Origin of the sequence: Streptomyces luteolus (assembly GCF_029968015.1) — a bacterium.
GTDB classification, from domain to species: Bacteria; Actinomycetota; Actinomycetes; order Streptomycetales; family Streptomycetaceae; genus Streptomyces; species Streptomyces luteolus.
This window is the reverse complement of record NZ_JASCIS010000027.1, coordinates 47,011-65,999: the sequence shown is the minus strand read 5'-3', so window position 1 is coordinate 65,999 and position 18,989 is coordinate 47,011. Positions and strand designations below refer to the sequence as shown.

Sequence of the window (18,989 nt, the reverse complement as noted above, 5' to 3'; positions counted from 1 at the left end):
GCACGCACCTGACAACAGGAGCATCCATGAGCACCACGTCCGCCACCGAGGCACTGCCCCGCCCCACGCGGCTCTCCGATGTGAAGGGCTGGTTCTTCCCCGCCGACCAGTTGCTCTTCGACTGGTTCCTCGACCGGCAGCGCGGCCGCGACCAGCGCGGCGACCTCCTCGAACTCGGCGCGTACCTCGGCAAGAGCGCCATCTTCATGGGCTCCTACCTGCAAGGCGGCGAGACCTTCACGGTCTGCGACCTCTTCGACTCCCCCGCGCCCGACGACCCCAACTCCAAGGAGATGAACCGCTCCTACTCGACTCTGACCCGCCGCGCCTTCGAGGCCAACTACCGCTCCTTCCACGACGAGCTGCCGACGATCCTCCAGGCCCCGTCCTCGGTCGTCGCCGACGAGGTGGCCCCGGACAGCTGCCGCTTCGCGCACATCGACGCCTCGCACCTGTACGAGCACGTGCACGGCGACATCCTCGCCGCCCGCGAACTCCTCGGCCCCGACGGCATCGTGGTCCTGGACGACTTCCGCGCCGAGCACTGCCCGGGGGTCGCCGCGGCCACCTGGGGCGCGGTCGCCACGACGGGCCTGAAGCCGCTGTGCATCACGGCCACGAAGTTCTACGGGACGTGGGGGGCGTACGAGGAGGTGCACGGTGAGCTGCGGGAGATGCTCCGCGGCCGCGACGATCTGTGGCACGGGGTGGAGGAGGTGGCCGGGTATCCGCTGATCCGGATCGACGGCAAGAAGGCGAAGGCACCGACGCAGCCGCGGTCCCGCTACGAGGGCGAGTCGCCCTCGACCCCGGCCGAGCCGACCCGCTCGGGCTTCGCCCGCCTGACCCGCACGCTCCGGGGCCGCGGCTGACCTTCTCTCTCCCCGCCCCGCCCCTTCCCGAAAGACTGCCGTCGGCACGGGGGCTCCGCCCCCGGACCCCCGCTCCTCAAACGCCGGAGGGGCTGATTTTTCAGCCCCTCCGGCGTTTGAGGAGGCCCGTCCGGCAGGACTTTCGGGAAGGGGCGGGGAGGGGAGGGGAGGATCTAAAGCTCAAGCAACCCGAACAGCTCCTCCCACGCCCGCAGGATCTCCCCCTCGGAGAACCGCTGGACGTTCTTCCGCGCCCGCACCCCCATCGCATCCCGCAACCGCGGATTCCCGGTGAGCCGCAGCAGCCGGTCGGCGAGGGCCCCGGAGTCCCCCGGAGGGGCCAGCAACCCGTCCTCGCCGTCCCGGACGATCTCCCGTACGCCCGGCGCGCAGTCGAACGCCGCACACGGAACCCCGCTCGCCATCGCCTCCATCAGCGCCAGCGGAAACCCCTCCCCGCGCGAGGACTGCACGAACACCGACGCGCCCGCGAGCGCCCCCGGCACATCGTCCGTACGCCCCAGCCACCGCACCGACCCGTCGAGCCCGAGCCCCGTGCACTGCGCCCTGAGGTCGGCCTCCTCGACGCCCGCACCGTAGATCCGCAGGGTCCAGTCGGGCCGTTCGGGGGCGACCAGGGCCCAGGCGTCGAGCAGCATGTCGATGCCCTTCTGGTCGTGCAGGCGGCCGATGGAGGCGACCACCTTCGCGGTGCGCGGCGAGGGCACCTCGGGCAGGTGGGCCAGGGCGTTGGGCATGAAGCCGACGTTGTGCATGCCGTCGGCGATCCAGTCGTCGGCGTCTTCCTGGGTGAGGGTGAGCCAGTGGTCGACGTGCGGATAGTTCTGCTTGATCCAGCGGTATCGGTGACAGGCCCTGGTGTACGCGTACGACTCGTGGCTCATGCCGATCACGGTGAGCCCGGTGGTGTCGGCGGCGCGGACCCACTCCATCGGCCAGACCTGCGTGACGATGACGACGCCGCCGGGGCGGGCCGCGCGGAACAGGGCGGACAGCGCGTCCACGGCCCGCTGCTTGTCGGCGGCGTGCGCGGCCTCCCGGCGCCGCTCGGCGGGCCGGAGGCGGCGCGGTCCGGTGAGGCGGCGCGGGGCCGTCGGGTGGGCGGGGTGCAGGGCGGTCATCGGGTAGCCGAGCGGTTCGGGGAGGGTGAGCTTGAGCTCGGCGGGGTGCACGCCGAGGGTGTGGACGCGGTGGCCGTGGGTCCGGAAGAGCCGGGCCATCTGGTGCATCCAGGCGGTGACGCCGCCCAGTTCGTCGGTGGTGTTGGAGAACAGGAAGATGTCCCGCTCCCTCGGATCCGTCGCCACGGTCATGTGCGGTTCCTCCTGGCAGGCCTGGCGAACAGGGCGTCGACGACGGCACGCGCGGAATCCCCGCGGTCGTGCGCCCCGAACTCGGCCGCGAACGCCCGGCGTCGCTCGGCGTGCCCGGTGTCGGCGCGCTTGAGGTCGGCGAGCGTACGCAGCAGCTCGTCCTCGGTCTCGACGACGGGGCCCGGCGCCCGCTCCCGCAGGTCGAAGTAGCTGCCCCGCTCGGCGGCGTACGCGTCCAGGTCGGGCGCGAACAGCACGATGGGGCGGTCCAGGAGTGCGTAGTCGAACATGATCGACGAGTAGTCCGTCACCAGCACGTCGGCCAGGCAGAGGAGTTCGCTGACGTCGTGGTGGCCGGACACGTCGAGCAGCGTGCCGGGGGCGCACACCGGAAGCTCCGCCCGCTCCATGTAGTGGGCGCGTACGAGGAGCACGTGCCCGTCGCCGAGCCGCTCGGTGAACTTCCGCACATCGAGCCGGAGTTGATGGGCCCGGCCGTCCTTCGGTGTGCCGCGGAAGGTGGGCGCGTACAGGACGGTCTTCTGGTGGTCGGGGATGCCGAGCCGGGCGGCGAGTTCGGGGCGGGGGAATCTGCCCTCGGTCTCGTCGCGTTCGCGGGCGGCGACGAGCCGGTCGTTGCGCGGGTAGCCGAGCGGGAGCAGCTTCTTCTCGGGCAGCCGGTAGGCGCGCGCGAGCGTCCGCACGTCGTGCTCGGAGCGGACCAGGAAGTGGTCGAAGCGGTCGACGGCGCGCTGCAGCTTCGCGCGCTGCGGCGTGTTCTGCATCCGCACGCGGGTCTCGTCGAAGCCCATCCGCTTGTACGCGCTGCCGTGCCAGGTCTGCAGGTACGTGGTGTGGGCGGGCTTGTCGAGCGCGTGCGGGAAGCCCTGGTTGTCGACCCAGAACTCGGCTCGGGCCAGGGCCCACAGGTACCGCCAGGACCAGCGCCGCACCAGCCTCGCGTCGTCCGGGAAGCCGGTGGGCGAGGCGGCGTGGGACCAGGTGCTGCGGACCTTGAGGCCGCGGGCGCGCAGCTCCTCGTGGATCGCGCGGGGGCTGTCGCCGTACGCCTTGCCCATGTGGGCCTCGAAGACGACGGAGCGGCGGCGGACCGGGAGCTTCACGAGGAGCCGGTTGTAGACGCGGACCTTGACGGATCCGGAGTGCAGCCGGTCGCGCTTTTGCCGCAGGGTCCCCCGGAGCTGCCGGGCCTTGCGGGTGGGCCGGAAGTGGGTGACGTACGTCGTCAGGCGGCGGATGGTGCGGGCGGGGCGGCGGCAGGCCTGCAGTTCGAGCGCGAGGTGATGGCCCGCGGTGGCGTACGGCAGCCAGGTGTCCGCGGAGAACCGGCCGAACAGGCGCGGCCTGGCGGGGAAGCGGCTGCCCTTGCCGACGACCTCGCGTTCGGCGAACACCTCGGCGAGGGCGCTCTCGCCGCCCGCGGTGAGCACGATCCGGGTGTCCCAGATGCGCTCGCTCATGCCGCGTACGGGAAGGAGCGCCGGATCGACCCGCAGCCGCCAGCCCAGCCGCTCGCCGTGGTGCACGGCCTCGTCGACGGGCAGCCGGAAGACCTTCTTGCCGCCGCGCAGCCGCAGTTCGAGCCGGACGGTGACGTCGGTGGCGGCGGGGAGCTTGTCGAGCGGCAGCACGATCTCGCCCGCCAGGTCCAGGCGGCCGGCCTCGGCGGTGCAGCGGGTGAGCCGGTTGAAGAGCCTTAAGGCCTCGAACGGGCGGTGCTGGTGGCCGAGTTCGCTGACGTCCGAAGGGTGCGCGGCGCTCCAATCGACCCGACCGTCCCGCTCGACCAGCGGCGAGACGACGGTGCCGGGCCGGGCCAGGGCGTACGCGGCGGCCTGCACGCCGTCCGGCTCCCCGGCGGCGAGCAGGGTCACGCACATCCGCTCCGCGGGCGGCAGGTCGGCCCAGCGCTCGGGGGCGATATGGGCGGTGAGGCGGGCGTGGGCCTGGGCGGCCAGCTCGGCGCGCTCGCCACGGGGCAGCCGGAGGAAGCCGCGGGCGAGCGGCAGCAGTTGGTCGCTGACGAACGCCCGCTCGCGGGCGTCCCGCAGCTCGGTGAGGTCGCGGCGCGCCAGCTGGAGCCCGATCCGCCCGGACGCTTCGAGCAGGGCGTGCAGGTCGGTGCCGTGGTCGACGGGGGCGCGGTGGGTGACGATCAGGTTCGGTACGAGGGTGATGCGGCGGGCGGCGAGCGCGGCCCGTACGCCGAAGTGCACCTCGCTGCGGGCGAGGTCCTCGGCGTGCCGCAGGGCGTGCCGGTCCATGGCGTCGCGACGCAGGCAGAAGCCGCTCACCAGGGCGTCCCTGGCGACGAGTTCGGGCGCCTTGGCGAGGTCGGTGACGGTACGGGTGCGGGCGTGCAGCGCGTCCTGCCAGGGCGGGCCCTGCTGCTTGCCGCCGGGTCCGGCGAGGCGGGTCCAGCGGCCCGCGACCAGGTCGGCGTCGGTACGGCGGGCGGCCTGGAGGAGGTTGCGCAGGGCGTGCGCGTGAAGCCGTTCGCCGGAGTCGAGGAGCAGGACGTGGCGGCCGTGGGCGGCGTCGAGGCCGAGGTTGCGCAGGGCGGCGGCGCCGCGCACCTCCTGCGGGGCGTCGATGACGCGGACCCGGTCGGGGTGGCGGGCGGTGAGGAGGGTCGCGGTGCGGCGTACGTCCGCGTCGGTGCGGTCTCCGACGAGCACGACCTCGACGGAGCGCAGGCTCTGGCCGAGCGCCGATTCGGCGGTCGCGGTCATCGCGTCGGGGTCGTCGCCGAGGGTCACGACGACGCTGAACTCCGGGGTGTTCACGGCCTGCCTCCGTTCTGCGCGAATCCGTTCTGCGCGAATCCGTGCTGCGCGAATCCGTTCTGCACGAATCCGTTCTGCGCGAATCCGTTCTGCACGAATCCGTTCTGCAGGTAGTCGGCGACGCGGGCGGCGGCGCGGCCGTCGTCGAGGTCGCAGTACGTCTCCCGGAACGCGGCGTACGCGGCGGCGTGCCCGGCGGTGGCCGCCTCGGGGTCGCGCAGTGCGTCGAGGAGTTCCTCCTGCCCGGCGATGAGCGGTCCGGGCGCCTTGGCCTCGAAGTCGAAGTAGAAGCCGCGCAGCGTGTCGCGGTAGTGGTCGAGGTCGTGGGTGTGGAAGAGCATCGGGCGGCCGGTCTGCGCGAAGTCGAACATCAGCGAGGAGTAGTCGGTCACCAGCACGTCGCTGATCAGCAGGAGTTCGGCGACGTCCGGGTAGCGGCTGACGTCGCGGACGAAGCGGCTGCCGGGGACGGTGCCGCCGACGAGGTAGTGGCGGCGCACGAGCAGGACGTGGTCCTCGCCGAGGGCGCGTTCGGCGGCGGCGAGGTCGAGGCGCAGGTCGAGCCCGTAGCGGCCGCCGGTCCTGGGCTGGTTCTCGCGCCAGGTCGGGGCGTAGAGGACGACCTTGGCGTCGTCGGGGATGCCGAGGCGGTCGCGGACGGCGGCGGCGACCTTGGCGCGGTCGGCGGCGTGCAGCAGGTCGCTGCGCGGATAGCCGTACTCCAGGACCTCGCCCTCGTACCCGAAGGCGCTGCGCAGGAGGGGGGTGGAGACGCGGTTGGGGCTGACGAGGGCGCTCCACTGGGCGGCGCGTCCCGGCAGCGTGGCGATGTAGGCGGGGTCGGCGGAGACGCTGCCCGTAACGTCCCGGCCGATGCGTTTGAGCGGGGTGCCGTGCCAGGTCTGGACGACGGTCTGGCCCTCGGCGCGCTCGAACCACTGCGGGAGCTGGGTGTTGGTGACGATCGCCCGGCAGCGGGCCAGGGCCTCGTACCACTCGGTGCTCCACAGGACGACGGGGCGGGCGCTGGGCGGCACCACGGCCTGCTGGTCGCGGACCACCCACAGGTGCTCAAGGCCGGTGTCTCTGCCCGCGAGCTCCTCGTGCACGGCGCGCGGCGAGTCGGAGTGCTGGCGGCCGTCGAAGCTGCTGTAGAGGACGGCCTCGCGGCGCGGGGAGGCGCGCAAATCCTGGTAGTGGGCGCGGAGTTCGCTCTGGCGCACGGCGCCGCGGTCGGCCTCGGGCAGGGCACTGCCGGAGGCGATGAGGAGCCGGTCGTGGGCGCGCCGCTCCAGGCTGAACTCCCGTCCGCCCAGGGTGCGTACGAGCGGCAGGGCCTGGTGCCGTCCGGGGGCGACGTGCATGGGCAGGGCCTCGCCGAGTCCGCCCGCGGCCCGGAAGTACAGGTACCAGCGGCCTTCGGCGAGCGGCAGTTCCCCGGCGAGCCCGGCGACGGCGGCGGGCGCGAGGGCGGCCTCGAACCGCCCGTCGTCCTGCTGCACGGGCAGGGTGATCTCCTCGCCGTATCCGCTGTGCCTCAGGACCAGGTCGACGGGCCCGGTGGCGAGCGCGGGGAAGCTGCCGCCGATGGTGAGCTCGCCGTTGTCGTCCCAGGTCAGGGTCTCGGCGATGGGGCGTACGGTCTGGTCGCGCAGTTCCAGGTTGCCGCTGGCGTTGGCGGTCGGATACAGCTCGCGGCCGGGGCGGAGCCCGTACCGCCCGGACGGAAGCGTGTCCCGGGCTCCCACCGGGACCCTGCTGTCGTCGGCGCGCAGCAGATACGCGCCCCAGGGCTCGGCCTCGCGCGGCTCGGCGTCCTCGGCGGGCGTGAACACGGAGAGCGGCACACGCGCAGTGAACGTCCGCCCCTCCGCCTCCAGTCGGACGTCGGCGCCCTCCTTGGAGTGCCAGTTCTCCACCCGCAGGCGCATCCCGGTGACCGGCTCCAGGAGGCTGCCCTCGAAGACGATCTCGTCGCCCTCCTGGCGGTGGCCGGTGAGCTGGGCGAGGGTGCGCTCCACCTTCAGCTGGAGGCGGCCGCGGCTGAGAACCGGCACCACGCGCGCGTGCGCGTCGAGGTAGTGCACGGCGGCCGGGGTCGCGCCGCCCGCCATCCGCAGCGGCCCGCGGCGCAGCGCCCCGCCGCCGAGCACGGCCGTCTCGGCCTGCCAGACGGCGCTGCGCCGCGAGGTGAGCAGCTTTCCGGGGTCGACGACGGCCTCGAACCCGGCCCAGTCGTAGCGGTGCAGCCCCTGCCGCGACGCGTACGTGGCCTCGCGCAGATAGGTCGTACGCGCCTTCAGCGGCAGCAGGCGCCGCCTGCCGAGCCGCAGCCAGACGAACTTGACGCGCCCGGCGAGGCGGCCCGCGGGCAGGTTGCGGCGGTAGGCGAAGCCCTTCAGGTGCAGCTTGCCGTCGCGCCATTCGGCCTGGGAGATCCGGGTGACGAGCGGGAGCTCGGATCGTTTCAGCGCGGTCACGTCGCGGGGCAGGGGCGCGCCCGCCACGACCGGGTACTCCGCGCGCCGCCTGCGCAGCCCCCGCACCCGGAAGGCGCCCGGGTGGCCCTTCTCGTACGCGAGGAGGGCGAGGATCTCGTCGGTCCTGCGCTCGGTGACGAGCTGCCACTTGACGCGCAGGTGCAGCGGCAGGGCGGTGAGCACGGAGCGGTCGACGGCGGCCGCGTAGCCGCCCGCGTGCTCCAGGAACGCCTCGTGGTACGCGGGGTCGCCGTCGGGCAGTACGTCGAGGAAGTAGCGCAGGTCGGTGACGAGCACGGAGGAGTCGTAACGCCGTTTGCCCTCGGCCCACTTGGCGCGTTCCTCGGAGCCCGGCTCGGCCGCCGCGGCGCGCCCGGCGAGGAACGCGGCGGCCTTCGTACAGGCGGCGGTGCGCTCCTCGACGGCGCGGGGGGTGGTGCGGCGGTTGGTGATGGAGCCGTCGCGGTCGCGCCAGAGGTAGACGGTGTCGTGCAGCACGTCCACGGAGCCGGCGAGGAAGTGGGCGGGCACGATGACGGGCGTGTCCTCGAACAACACGCCCTCGGGGAAGGCGAGTTCGTGCCGGTCCCAGAAATCCCTGCGGAACACCTTGTTGCAGGCGATGCGGTCGGCGAGCAGCGACCAGTCGCGGCTGACGTGGGTCGCCGAACGCGTGGCGCGCATCGCCTTCTTGAACATCCAGGACTGCTCGGTCCTGCCGTTCACGCGGAGCCGGTGCACATTGCCGCTGACGAAGTCGGACCCGGACTCGTCGAGCGCCGCCAGCATCCTCTCGTACGCGTCGACCGGCACCAGGTCGTCGCTGTCCACGAAGGCGAGATGGGTGCCCCTGGCGTGCCGCGCCCCGGCGTTCCGCGCCGCGCCCAGGCCCGCGTTCTCCTGCTGGACGAGTCTGAACCGCGGGTCGCGCGCGGCGTGTTCGCGGGCGATGCGGGCGCTCCCGTCCGTGGAGCCGTCGTCGATCATGACCACTTCGAGGTCGGTCATGGTCTGGCCCGCGAGCGACTGCAGGCAGGCGCCGAGGTAATCCTCGACGTTGTGGACGGGGACGACGACGCTGAGGCGGGGTGCCATGCGGTGCACACGATCCTTCCGGGCGGCAGGGCTACACAGACAAGCCCTTTTACAGGCCTACGGGTTAACAACAAGGTGGCGCTTCGCACAGTCACCCCATGACGGCCGTTCGAGTGAAAACAGGCCGATCCCGACCCCACGGCGCTCACACCGTGTGACCGGGACCGACTCAACTCGCCTGTGCGAAGGGCCTGTTACGGCTTGAGTTACGGCTTGACGGCGATCCGCCCCTCGTCCATGCGGAGCAGCAGGAGCCGCTCGCCGGTGCGCTCCAGGAACTCGTCTACGGCCTGGCGGGAGCCCTGCCAGTAGCCGTAGTCGTCGATGAGCAGGATGCCGCCGGGCGACAACCGGTCGTAGAGGTGGTCGAGTTCGTGCTTCGTGGAGCCGTACCAGTCGGTGTCCAGGCGCAGGATGGAGATCTGCTCGGGGGCCTGCTCCGGGACGGTCTCCTCGACCTTGCCGACGACGTAGTGCATCCGCTCCTCGGGGTAAGGGACGCTCTCGAAGCCGGACTTGACGTCGTCGAGGTCGGCGACGGCCCAGATCGGGCGGTCCTTGCCCTGGACCTCCAGGAGCTCCCGCGCGTGCTTCCCGTCGCGCCGCACATCCTCCTCGGTGGGCGGGGTCATGCCCTCGTACGTGTCGAAGAGGTAGAGGTGGCGGTCGGTCGCGCCGAGCGAGAGCAGGGTCTTGGCGCAGGCCTGCATCGAACCGCCGCGCCAGACACCGCACTCCACGATGTCGCCGGGGATGTCGTGGCTGACGACGTGCCGGATGGCGAGGATGAAGGCGTTGAGCTTCTCCGGCGAGGTCATCGTGCGCGGCTTCACCTCACGGATGATCGCCTTCGCCTCGTCGTCGTAGTCGTCCGGGAACACCGGGCTCTTCGGCTTCGACTTCGGCTTCGCCCTGGGCGCCGGGGCCTGCGCGGCGGGCCCGGCCGGACGCGGCGCGGGGGCGGTCGCCCGGGACAGGTGGTATCCGGTGAGCTGCTTCAGTACGCCGTTCACTGCTTTTCGCCATGCCATGCGGCGGGACGATACGCGCGCGCCGCCACCGATGTCACGTTTCGTCAACGATCCCTTACCGTGCGTGTGGGGCCGGGTTGTTGGGCGCCGCGGGCCGTGCGGGCTCGGGCACGGCGGCGGGCCTGCCGCACTGCGCGCGCCTGGCCAGCGTTTCGGGCAGCGGGACGCCCTCGACACCGCCGACGCGGTTGGCCCACCAGCGGGTGGTGGCCCGAACAAAGGTCATGGTGACGCGCGGATACTGCTGCGGCTTGCGGAAGACCCCGACGGTGTCCCCCCAGTAGGCGTGCTTGGCGTCGATGCTCTGGTAGCTGTGCCAGATGCCCTTCTTCGGCGGGAAGTCGGTGAAGGCCTCGACGAGTTCGAGCTTCGTGTACGCGGCCAGGGCCCTGAAGCCGTCCGGGTAGTAGCGCCAGCAGTCCTGCTGGTCGTGGACGTGGCCGCGGGACGGGGCGGTGACGAAGGCGGTGCCGCCGGGCTTGAGCACGCGGGCGATCTCCAGCATGGACGCCCAGAAGAACGGGATGTGCTCGAAGGCCTGCCCGGAGAGCAGGAAGTCCGCGCTGTTCGACTTCACCGGAACGCGGTACGGCTTGGGCATCACGCGGTCGACGTTGGGCCCGTCCCACACGTCGACCCCGCAGTAGTCGATGTCCCGCCCCTTCAGGAGCTCCTGGTGCGTGAGCTTCTGCCCGTCCGAGATACGGGAGCCGAGGTCGACGACCCGCTGCCTGCGGTCGGTGGGCATGTACTCCTCGATGCAGAGCGCCATCTGCTCGTACGCGGACCTGTGCACGGGGCCTCATCCTCAACTCGGTTGCGTTGCGGTCATCAACGGGCTGGCGGGGGACGAGGTCACGCACCGTCGACTCGCGCGCCGCCGATCGCCCTCCGGGCTCGTCCTCAATCGCCGGACGGGCGGGATTTGATCCCCTCCCCGCCCCTTCCCGAAATCCTGCGGAGCTTCGGGGCTCCGCCCCGGACCCCCGCTCCTCAATCGCCGGAGGGGCTGAATTTTCAGCCCCTCCGGCGATTGAGGAGGCCCGTCTGGCAAGACTTCGGGAAGGGGCGGGGAGGGGAAAGAAGCGCAGCGCCCTACAGGGGCAGACGCCGGAAGACCGGTCGGGGTACGTGCCGGAGACCGGACATCACCCAGCGGAGCGCACCCGGCACCCACACCACGTCCGCCCTGCGCCGCAGCCCGCCCTCGATCGCCTCCGCCACCGCCTCCGGCGTAGTCGCGAGCGGCGCCTCCCGCAGGCCCGCGGTCATCCGGGAACGTACGAACCCGGGGCGTACGACCATGACGTGGACGCCGGAGCCGTGGAGCGCGTCGCCGAGGCCCTGGGCGAAGGCGTCGAGGCCCGCCTTGCTGGAGCCGTAGATGAAGTTCGCGCGCCGGGCCCGCTCGCCCGCGACCGAGGAGAGCACGACGAGCGAGCCGTGCCCCTGCCGCTTGAGGGCCGCGGCGCAGACGAGCCCGGCGGAGACGGCGCCGGTGTAGTTGGTCTGGGCGACGCGGACGGCGGCGAGCGGGTCGCCCTCGTCGCGCTCCTGGTCGCCGAGGATGCCGAAGGCGAGCAGCGCCAGGTCGATGTCGCCCTCCGTGAAGAGCTTGCCGACGGCCTCCTCGTGGCGGTCGGGGTCGAGCGCGTCGAAGGCGTGGGTGTGCACCTCGGCGCCCATGTCGCGCAGTTCGGCGGCGGCGGACTCCAGGGCCGGACCGGGCCGGCCGGCGAGGTGGACGGTGCGGGTGCGGCGGGCGACGAGGCGGCGGGCGGTGGCGAGGGCGATCTCGGAGCTGCCGCCGAGGACGAGCAGGGACTGCGGGGTGCCGAAGGCGTCCTTCATGTTCGGGTTCTCCTCGAAGAGCGGAAGGGATCAGAGCGCGAGGCGCCGCGCGAGGTCGGAGGTGAAGACCCCGCGGGGGTCCAACTCGGCCCGCAGGGCACGGAATCGGCCCAGGTCGGGGTACATCTCGCCGACGAGCTCGGGCCGCAGCCGGGAGTCCTTGGCGAGGTAGACCCGGCCACCGGCGGCGGCGACCTCCTCGTCGAGCTCGTCCAGGAAGCCGCCGAGCCCCGGCAGCCCGGCCGGGATGTCGAGGGCGAGCGTCCAGCCCGGCACCGGGAAGGAGAGCCAGCCCGGGTCGGCCGAGCCGAAGCGCTTCAGGACGGCGAGAAAGGAGGGGCAGCGGCGCTCGGAGATGCGCCGCACGATCCGGTGCAGGGTGCCCTCGGCCCCGTACCCGACGACGAACTGGTACTGCACGAAGCCGCCGCGGCCGTAGATGCGGTTCCAGTGCGGGACGCCGTCGAGGGGGTGGAAGAACGTGGAGATGCGCTGGAGTTCGCCGGAGCGGGAGCGGGGTGCCTTGCGGTACCAGAGCTTGTTGAAGAGGCCGACGGTGGTGCGGCCGAGCAGCCCCTCCGGGACGAACGCGGGCGGCGCGGGCAGCGTGCCGGGCCGGAAGGCGAGCGGGTCGCGCCGGGCCCGGTCCGGCAGCGCGTCGAGCGGGGCGTGCTCGCCGCGGGTGAGGACGGAGCGGCCGAGGGCGGAGCCGCGGGCGAGCAGGTCGATCCAGGCGACCGAGTAGCGGTAGCGGTGGTCGGTCTCGGCGAGGCGGGACATCAGGTCGTCGAGGTCGGCGGCGCGTTCGGTGTCGACGGACATCAACGAGGTCTCGACCGGGAGCAGTTGGACGCTCGCGCGCAGCACGACGCCGGTCAGGCCCATCCCCCCGGCGGTGGCGTCGAACAGCGGCTCGCCGCGCCGCAGGGTGCGCACCGCGCCGTCGGCGGAGAGCAGGTCGAGGGCGGTGACGTGCCGGGCGAAGGAGCCGGAGACGTGGTGGTTCTTGCCGTGGATGTCGGCGCCGATCGCCCCGCCGACGGTGACGTAGCGGGTGCCGGGCGTGACGGGCACGAACCAGCCGAGCGGAAGCAGTACTTCCATCAGTCGGTGCAGGCTCACCCCGGCGTCGCAGACGACCGTGCCGGACTGGGCGTCGATGGTGCGGATGCGGTCGAGCCCGGTCATGTCGAGGACGGCGCCGCCCGCGTTCTGCGCGGCGTCCCCGTAGGCGCGGCCGAGGCCCCGGGCGATCCCGCCGCGCGCCCCGCAGCCGAGCACGGCCTCGGCGGCCTCCTCGTACGTGCGCGGGCGGACGATGCGGGCGCTGGTGGGGGCGGTGCGGCCCCAGCCGGAGACAGAGACCGTTTCAGCAGACATGGCGCGACCATAACGCCGTGAACGGAGCAAAAAGCGCAAAGTAGGCGAATGCATCGACTTGGGTTCGTCGTACGGAGCCGGTCGCACCGGTTCCGTCTGGAGCGGCTCGTCGCGGGCCGCTCCCGTGGGCGCGGGGCCCTGCTGCCGCCTCCCGCGCACCTCTCGCTCCGGGACAGCCGGACGTTCAACCTCGCTCTCGACCCGCCGGAGCCGGTGGGCCGCGCCCTGCTCGTCCTCTCCCGCGGCGGCGTGCGTCACGAGGTGCCGCTCGCCGTGGAACGCCTCGCGCCGGGCGGCGGACGGCTGCTCACCGCGACCGCCACGCTGCGCGGCCCCGGCGCCGAACCGGACGCCTCCGGCCTGCGTCTGGCCGACGGGGTCTGGCGGCTGACGGTCGTGACGACCGGCCCGGAGGGCCGCGTACGGCGGCGGGGGCTCGCCCTCGCCCCCGAGGCACCGCCGCCATCGCCGCCGCCATCGCCGCCGCCATCGCCGCCGCCATCGCCACAGCCCGCGCCGCAGCCCTCGCCGCCGACGCTGCGGCACGCGCCCGACGCCCGCACCGGCGCCCTGATCCGGCTCGTGCGCTGCCCCGGCGGCCGGGCCGCGCTCCAGGTCACCCGGCCCCTGCCGCACGCCGAGCTGACCCGCTTCGAGCCGCGCGGGGACGGCGGCACGGTGCACGGCCGCCTCGTCGCGGCACCGCCCGAGGGCTGGCGGGCGGAGGCGGTACGGCGCCGGGACGGCGTCGTCGTACCGGCCCAAGTGACCTGGCGGGGCGGCGAGTTCGGCCTCGACCTGCCGCTCGGCGGGATGGCGGGGGCCGGGTCGGGGCAGTGGGTGTGGGAGTTCCGGCTCGTCCGGGACGGGGGCGGCCGGGCGGCCGACCGGAGGGCGGCCCGCGACGAACTGCCGCTCGCCCGCCGCCTCACCGACGTACGCGACCCGGCGACCGCGTTCCCGGCGCCGTTCCGCGTCTACGCGCTGCCCTGCGGCTCGCTCGTCCGGGCGCACGCCCACTTCACCAAGTCCGGCGCGTTCGCCGTGACCTGCCTCGAACTGACGGAGGGCCGATGAAGATCACGTACCTGTTGACCCGTGGCGACGAGATGGGCGGCACCGAACTCGCCGTCCACACCCAGGCCAGGCACCTCGCCGCGCGCCATGAGGTGGAGGTGCTGTCGGTCTTCCGGACGCGTCCGGAGCCGTTCTTCGCAGAGGCCCGCGAACTGCCCGTGCGCTACCTGGTGGACCGGACCGCGAGCCCCCAGCGGCCGGTCCGCGAGTCCCGCCTGGACGACGAGGCCTGCCGTACCCTGGCCGCGCTGCCCAGCGAACTGGTCGAGCCCGCCTGGGAGCCGACGTTCGACCGGCTCTCGGACGTCGAACTGGCGGCGGCGCTTCCCGTCCTCGACACGGACGTACTGGTGACGACCTCCCCGGCACTGATGGCCGCGGCGGTGGCATACGCACCGGCCCGAGTCGTGACGGTGCACCAGGAGCACCGCCCCTCGCAGCGCCGCGACGCCTCCGTCGAGCCGCTGCTCCTCCACGGCCCCCGGCTCGACGCCCTGGTCACGCTGACCGAGCGCACCCGCCTGTGGCTGGCCGAGTCCCTGGGCACGAGTGCGCCCGAGCTCGCGGTGATCCCCCACGCCGTCCCGGACGGGTTCCGGCCGAGCGCCGACGGCGAGGGCCGGGTGATCGTGGCGGCCGCGGGGCTCGCCGGGGAGAAGCGCGTCGACCACGCGATCCGCGCGTTCGCCCGGATCGCCGACGCCCACCCCGACTGGACCCTGCGGATCTTCGGCGGCGGCCGACGGGAGCAGGAGCTGCGCCGTCTGATCGACGGTTCGGGTCTCCAGGACCGGGTCGAACTCCTCGGCCCCTGCCGGGACATGGCCGCCGAGTGGGCCAAGGCAGGGCTGAGCGTGCTGACCTCCGACCACGACGAGGCGTTCCCGCCGGTCCTCCTGGAGGCCCTGGCGGCGGGGGTCCCGGTGGTCGCGTACGACGTGCTGACCGGGCCCGCCGAGATCGTCCGGCACCAGGTCGACGGGCTGCTCGTGCCGCCGGGCGACATCGACTCGCTCGCCGCCGCGCTGAGCGCCCTGATGGGGGACCCGGAGACCCGCAACGGCTACGGGATCGCCGCGCGCCGGGGCGTGTACGGACGGTTTTCCTCCGTCCGGGTCACCGGCCTCTGGGAGGAGCTCTACACCCGGCTCGTGGCCCGCCGCGACCGTCCCGAGCGGCTCGCCGAGCGGGCCGACCGGGTCGCCGCCGCGATCAGTTCGGGCGGCGGCGTCTTCCGCGCCACCGCCCCGTACGCGCTCAGCGCCCCGCCGCCCCCCGACGAGTCCGCCCGCGAGAACGAGATCCTCGAATGCGGCGCCGCCAAGCACCTCGTCCGCTCCGCGGGCCGTCTCGCCGAGCAGCGGGACGACCTGACGCTGCCCGCCGCCGTCGACCGGAACCTCGAACTCGCCGCGTCCGCTCTGGAGTCGTACGCCGTCCCGTACGTGCTGGTGCGCACGGGCGCGACGACGCACACGCTCGCCGTGGACGCCGACCACCGCGGCCTCGCCCTGAAGGCCCTGGCCGAGGCCGCTTCCGGCGAGGCGGTCTACGCGGAGCTGCTCGGGCCGCGCGGCGCCGCCCCCGGGCCTGTGCTGGCCGAGCGCCTGGACGCGGTGGGCGAGGTCGCCGGGGTGAAGGTCTTCCGGCCGGTCACCACGTCCACGCGGTCCCTGCGGTACGGGGCGGGGCAGGGCTGCACGGTGGCGTTCTGGACCAGGGAGCCGAGGGGGCGGGAGGGCGGGCCGTGGCGCGCGCCCTTCGGCTCGACCCTGGCGGGCGCGGAGCTGCCGGACCTGACGCCCTCGGCGGAGCTGACCGTCGCCGGGCGCCGCTACCCCACCCTCCAGGTCTTCGCCGAGCGCCTGACGCGGGACGTCGACTTCCCCGTCGACGCCGTCTACACCTGGGTGGACGACTCCGACCCGCGCCGGCCGGCCCGCCGGGAAGCGGCGCGCGGGACGGCGGGCGAGTCGGCGGGCGAGTCGGCGGACAGCGGTGCCGTGCGCTTCCGCAACCGCGACGAACTCCGGTACTCCCTACGGTCGTTGGCGCAGTACGCCCCCTGGATCCGGCACGTCTGGCTGGTGACGGCGGGCCGGCGCCCGGGCTGGCTCGACCCCGACCACCCGGGCCTGACGGTCGTCGACCACCGGGAGATCTTCCCGGACCCGGCGGCGAGCCTCCCCACCTTCAACCCCCATGCCGTCGAGGCCCAACTGCACCGCATCGAGGGGCTGTCGGAGCACTTCCTGTATCTGAACGACGACGTGTTCCTGGGGTGCCCGACCACCCCCGGCACGTTCTTCCTGAGCTCGGGCCTGCCCCGGGTGTTCTGGTCGGAAGTGCCGGTGCCCGCGCAGCCGCCGTCCGACGAGGACGAGGGCCATCTGGCAGCGGCGAAGAACAACCGCGCGCTCCTGGAGCGCGACTTCGCGCGCACCCTCACCCACGGCCTCCCGCACGTCCCGCACGCCCTGCGCCGCAGCATCCTCGACGAGCTCTCCGAGCGGTACGCGGACGAGCTGGCCGCCACGTCCCGCAGCCGCTTCCGCTCCCGCGCCGACCTGTCCCTGGTGTCGTCGCTGTTCCAGCACTACGCGTATCTGACCGGCCGCGCGGTGCCCGGCGAGATCACGTACGACTTCGTCGACATCGCCGACCGGGCGGGGCACGCGCGGCTCGGGCGGATCCTGCAGAGCCGCGACAAGACCGCGTTCTGCATCGGCGAGTCCCCGGACGGAACCCTCCACGAGCAGGAGAAGGCGCTCGCGACGCGGGCCTTCCTGACGGCGTACTTCCCGGTGCCTTCGCCCTACGAGCGGGCCTGACCCCCGGCCAGGAACAGCCGCCGGACGACGCGTTCGGCGGCGTTCCCGTCGTCGTACGGGCAGAACCGGGCCCGGAACGCCGCGCGCAGCCCGGTCGTCCGGGCCGTGTCCCACGCCTGGGCCTGGAAGAGGAAGCTCAGCTCCTCCTCGCTGGTGGCGACGGCGCCCGGGGTGTCGCCCGGGGTGCCGGAGAGCAGGTCGAAGTAGGTGCCGCGGGCGAGGCGGTAGGCCTGCCAGTCGGGGGCGTACGTGATGATCGGCCGGTCCAGGCAGGCGTAGTCGAACATCAGCGACGAGTAGTCCGTGACCAGCGCGTCGGCCGCGAGGCAGAGCTCCTCCACGCGCGGGTGCGCGGTCACGTCGAGGAGTCGCGGGTGCTCTTCGAGCCCGGCGCGGGCGCCGTAGAAGTAGTGGGCGCGGACCAGGACGGTGACGTCGGGCCCGAGGGCGCGCACGAACCGCGGGAGGTCGAGCCGGGGCAGGAAGCCCTTCTGGTAGTCGCGGTGGGTGGGCGCGTAGAGCAGCACGGTGCGCCCGTCCTCGACGCCCAGCTCCTTGCGGATCCGGGTGACGTCCTCCGAACTCGCCCCGAAGTAGACGTCGTTGCGCGGATACCCCAGTTCGAGCGCCTCGTACGCGGACGGGTAGACGCGCTCCCAGACCTCCGTGGAGTGCGGGTTCGAGGAGAGGCTGAAGTCCCACTGGTCGGTGTGGTCGAGGACCTTCTGGAAGCTGATGCCGTGCGTGGCGGCCGGGTAGCGGCGCTGGTCGAGGCCCATCTTCTTGAGCGGGGTGCCGTGGTGGGTCTGCAGATAGACCTGGCCGGGGCGCTTCACGAAGCCGCCGGGGAAGCTGGAGTTGTTGACGAGGTACGTGGCCCTGGCCATGACCTCCCAGTAGCGCCGCGAGCCCTCGATGACGTACGGGACGCCGGGCGGGACCTTGTGCCGGTTGCCGCTGCTGACGACCCAGACGCCCCGGACGTGCGGGGCGAGCTCGCGGGCCTTCTCGTACACGGCGAGGGGGTTGCAGGAGAGGCCGCGGTTCCAGTAGGCGCCGTAGACGGCGAGGTGGGGGTCGAGGGCGCGGTGCCGGTCGGTGCGGTACGACAGCTTCATGACCTGGGCGCGCAGCTTCTTCTTGCGCCGAGCGAGGGTTTCACGGGCGGCCCGCACCCGCGCTTCGACCAGGCCGCGCGCCCGGAAGGCGGTGTACGAGCCGGAGAACACGCCGCCGCCCTGCCCGCAGAGCCGAGCGGCCCGACGAAAGAACTCGGCGCGGTCGGCGGGCCGGATGCGGTGGGGGTCGTTCAGCACCGCGAGCAGATGCGCTACAGCCGCTGCCGCTGCCGTTGTGGGCAATCGTTCCGCAGGGCGGAACGGGTGGGCACAACGCACACGCGCCGAGTGCGCTGAACGAACAGCTACCTCAGCGAACAACGCCTCGTACCTGGCAAGCACAGCGAAGTGCTCCCGACCCGGCCTGGAAGCCGAACTCCCCCCGCGCCGCCTGCGCCACCGCACGCAAGCCCGGTCGAGCAGCCCCAACCGCGCCCCGGCGAGCAACGACGCCAACTGCACCGGCACGACATCCTCGTACGGCTCAACACCGGAGCTGAAGCTCAAGGAGTGACCGCTCCAGAACGTGCGCCGAAACACCCGATTCCACGCCGCGCAGGTGACGGCGAGCGGATCGCCGTCGAACCGGTCCCCGCTCCCCCGCACGCTCTCCCACCAGTCGACCCGCTCGTGGTCGAAGACCAGTACGTCGAGATCCCGTTCACGCAACGCACGGTCGACGGCCGCGAGCGCCCCGGGCAGCAACACATCATCCCCATCGAGAAACAGCAGGAACTCCCCGCACGCGCGGGCGGCCCCCGCGTTGCGCGCGCCCCCCGCGCCCGCGCGCGCGTCGAGGCGTACGAGTTGCACGCGCGGGTCGCGCCGCACATACTCCGCGGCGATCGCGGCGGAGGCGTCCGGTGAGCAGTCGTCGACGACGATCAGTTCGAGGTCCGTGAAGCCCTGGCTCAGCGTGGACTCCAGGCATTCGCGCAGGTAGCCCTGGATGCGGTGGACGGGGACGACTACGGAGAAACGGACCATGGGCACCGACCGTAGCCAGGCGCGTACGCCCTGTCGAAGACCGAGGGCCACCCTTTCGGGCGACTTCCGGCAAAAAGATTGACGCGAGGGGGCACATGGGACAAATGCACCGTCATGCCCGGCGGT

The 18,989-nt window shown here is 73.0% G+C and carries 11 protein-coding genes; 3 read left to right on the top strand and 8 right to left on the bottom strand.

What is annotated here, in order from left to right:
* Nucleotides 1–26: 26 nt before the first annotated feature.
* A complete protein-coding gene (locus tag QIT00_RS24685; RefSeq protein WP_282537574.1) occupies nucleotides 27–872 on the top strand; it encodes a class I SAM-dependent methyltransferase in 846 nt (281 codons plus the stop codon).
* A 173-nt stretch (nucleotides 873–1,045) separates the two neighbouring features.
* Here the strand turns inward: QIT00_RS24685 and QIT00_RS24680 are convergent, their stop codons facing one another.
* The 7 genes from QIT00_RS24680 to QIT00_RS24650 all read right to left on the bottom strand — a co-directional run bounded on the left by QIT00_RS24680 (nucleotide 1,046) and on the right by QIT00_RS24650 (nucleotide 12,850).
* Complete coding sequence (locus QIT00_RS24680; RefSeq protein ID WP_282537573.1) at nucleotides 1,046–2,206, bottom strand: glycosyltransferase; 1,161 nt, start codon at nucleotides 2,204–2,206, stop codon at nucleotides 1,046–1,048.
* Nucleotides 2,203–5,013 carry a bifunctional glycosyltransferase/CDP-glycerol:glycerophosphate glycerophosphotransferase gene (locus QIT00_RS24675; RefSeq protein ID WP_282537572.1) on the bottom strand — a complete coding sequence of 937 codons (2,811 nt, stop codon included), beginning with the start codon at nucleotides 5,011–5,013 and terminating at the stop codon, nucleotides 2,203–2,205. The genes QIT00_RS24680 and QIT00_RS24675 overlap by 4 nt, the downstream gene beginning before the upstream one ends.
* On the bottom strand, nucleotides 5,010–8,588 hold the full coding sequence (locus tag QIT00_RS24670; protein ID WP_282537571.1) for a bifunctional glycosyltransferase/CDP-glycerol:glycerophosphate glycerophosphotransferase: 3,579 nt from the start codon (nucleotides 8,586–8,588) through the stop codon (nucleotides 5,010–5,012). The genes QIT00_RS24675 and QIT00_RS24670 overlap by 4 nt, the downstream gene beginning before the upstream one ends.
* Before the next feature lie 206 nt (nucleotides 8,589–8,794).
* Nucleotides 8,795–9,619, bottom strand: a complete 825-nt coding sequence (locus QIT00_RS24665) for a TylF/MycF/NovP-related O-methyltransferase (protein WP_282537570.1) — start codon at nucleotides 9,617–9,619, stop codon at nucleotides 8,795–8,797.
* A gap of 55 nt (nucleotides 9,620–9,674) precedes the next feature.
* The gene (locus QIT00_RS24660) at nucleotides 9,675–10,415 is read right to left on the bottom strand and encodes a methyltransferase domain-containing protein (RefSeq protein WP_282537569.1); all 741 of its coding nucleotides are present in this window, start codon (nucleotides 10,413–10,415) and stop codon (nucleotides 9,675–9,677) included.
* A 299-nt stretch (nucleotides 10,416–10,714) separates the two neighbouring features.
* Nucleotides 10,715–11,470 carry a decaprenylphospho-beta-D-erythro-pentofuranosid-2-ulose 2-reductase gene (locus tag QIT00_RS24655; protein WP_282537568.1) on the bottom strand — a complete coding sequence of 252 codons (756 nt, stop codon included), beginning with the start codon at nucleotides 11,468–11,470 and terminating at the stop codon, nucleotides 10,715–10,717.
* A 30-nt stretch (nucleotides 11,471–11,500) separates the two neighbouring features.
* Nucleotides 11,501–12,850, bottom strand: coding sequence for an FAD-binding protein (locus tag QIT00_RS24650; RefSeq protein ID WP_282537567.1), 1,350 nt, complete (start codon nucleotides 12,848–12,850; stop codon nucleotides 11,501–11,503).
* Nucleotides 12,851–12,898: 48 nt separating this feature from the next.
* Here QIT00_RS24650 and QIT00_RS24645 point away from each other — a divergent pair, with 48 nt between their 5' ends.
* Both QIT00_RS24645 and QIT00_RS24640 read left to right on the top strand, forming a co-directional pair.
* Nucleotides 12,899–13,927 (top strand): hypothetical protein, encoded by a 1,029-nt coding sequence (locus QIT00_RS24645; RefSeq protein ID WP_282537566.1) that lies wholly within the window; start codon nucleotides 12,899–12,901, stop codon nucleotides 13,925–13,927.
* On the top strand, nucleotides 13,924–16,758 hold the full coding sequence (locus QIT00_RS24640; protein ID WP_282537565.1) for a stealth conserved region 3 domain-containing protein: 2,835 nt from the start codon (nucleotides 13,924–13,926) through the stop codon (nucleotides 16,756–16,758). The genes QIT00_RS24645 and QIT00_RS24640 overlap by 4 nt, the downstream gene beginning before the upstream one ends.
* On the opposite strand, the gene QIT00_RS24635 is transcribed toward QIT00_RS24640, so the two are convergent.
* Complete coding sequence (locus QIT00_RS24635) at nucleotides 16,743–18,863, bottom strand: bifunctional glycosyltransferase/CDP-glycerol:glycerophosphate glycerophosphotransferase (protein ID WP_282537564.1); 2,121 nt, start codon at nucleotides 18,861–18,863, stop codon at nucleotides 16,743–16,745. The two genes, QIT00_RS24640 and QIT00_RS24635, sit on opposite strands and share 16 nt — an antisense overlap.
* Nucleotides 18,864–18,989 lie beyond the last annotated feature (126 nt).

What these genes read in the sequence shown, in the direction of transcription:
- QIT00_RS24685 (WP_282537574.1), top strand. Translation starts at nt 27, where the DNA reads ATGAGCACCACGTCCGCCACCGAGGCACTGCCCCGCCCCACGCGGCTC.
- QIT00_RS24680 (WP_282537573.1), bottom strand. Translation starts at nt 2,206, where the DNA reads ATGACCGTGGCGACGGATCCGAGGGAGCGGGACATCTTCCTGTTCTCC.
- QIT00_RS24670 (WP_282537571.1), bottom strand. Translation starts at nt 8,588, where the DNA reads ATGGCACCCCGCCTCAGCGTCGTCGTCCCCGTCCACAACGTCGAGGAT.
- QIT00_RS24665 (WP_282537570.1), bottom strand. Translation starts at nt 9,619, where the DNA reads ATGGCATGGCGAAAAGCAGTGAACGGCGTACTGAAGCAGCTCACCGGA.
- QIT00_RS24655 (WP_282537568.1), bottom strand. Translation starts at nt 11,470, where the DNA reads ATGAAGGACGCCTTCGGCACCCCGCAGTCCCTGCTCGTCCTCGGCGGC.
- QIT00_RS24650 (WP_282537567.1), bottom strand. Translation starts at nt 12,850, where the DNA reads ATGTCTGCTGAAACGGTCTCTGTCTCCGGCTGGGGCCGCACCGCCCCC.
- QIT00_RS24645 (WP_282537566.1), top strand. Translation starts at nt 12,899, where the DNA reads ATGCATCGACTTGGGTTCGTCGTACGGAGCCGGTCGCACCGGTTCCGT.
- QIT00_RS24640 (WP_282537565.1), top strand. Translation starts at nt 13,924, where the DNA reads ATGAAGATCACGTACCTGTTGACCCGTGGCGACGAGATGGGCGGCACC.
- QIT00_RS24635 (WP_282537564.1), bottom strand. Translation starts at nt 18,863, where the DNA reads ATGGTCCGTTTCTCCGTAGTCGTCCCCGTCCACCGCATCCAGGGCTAC.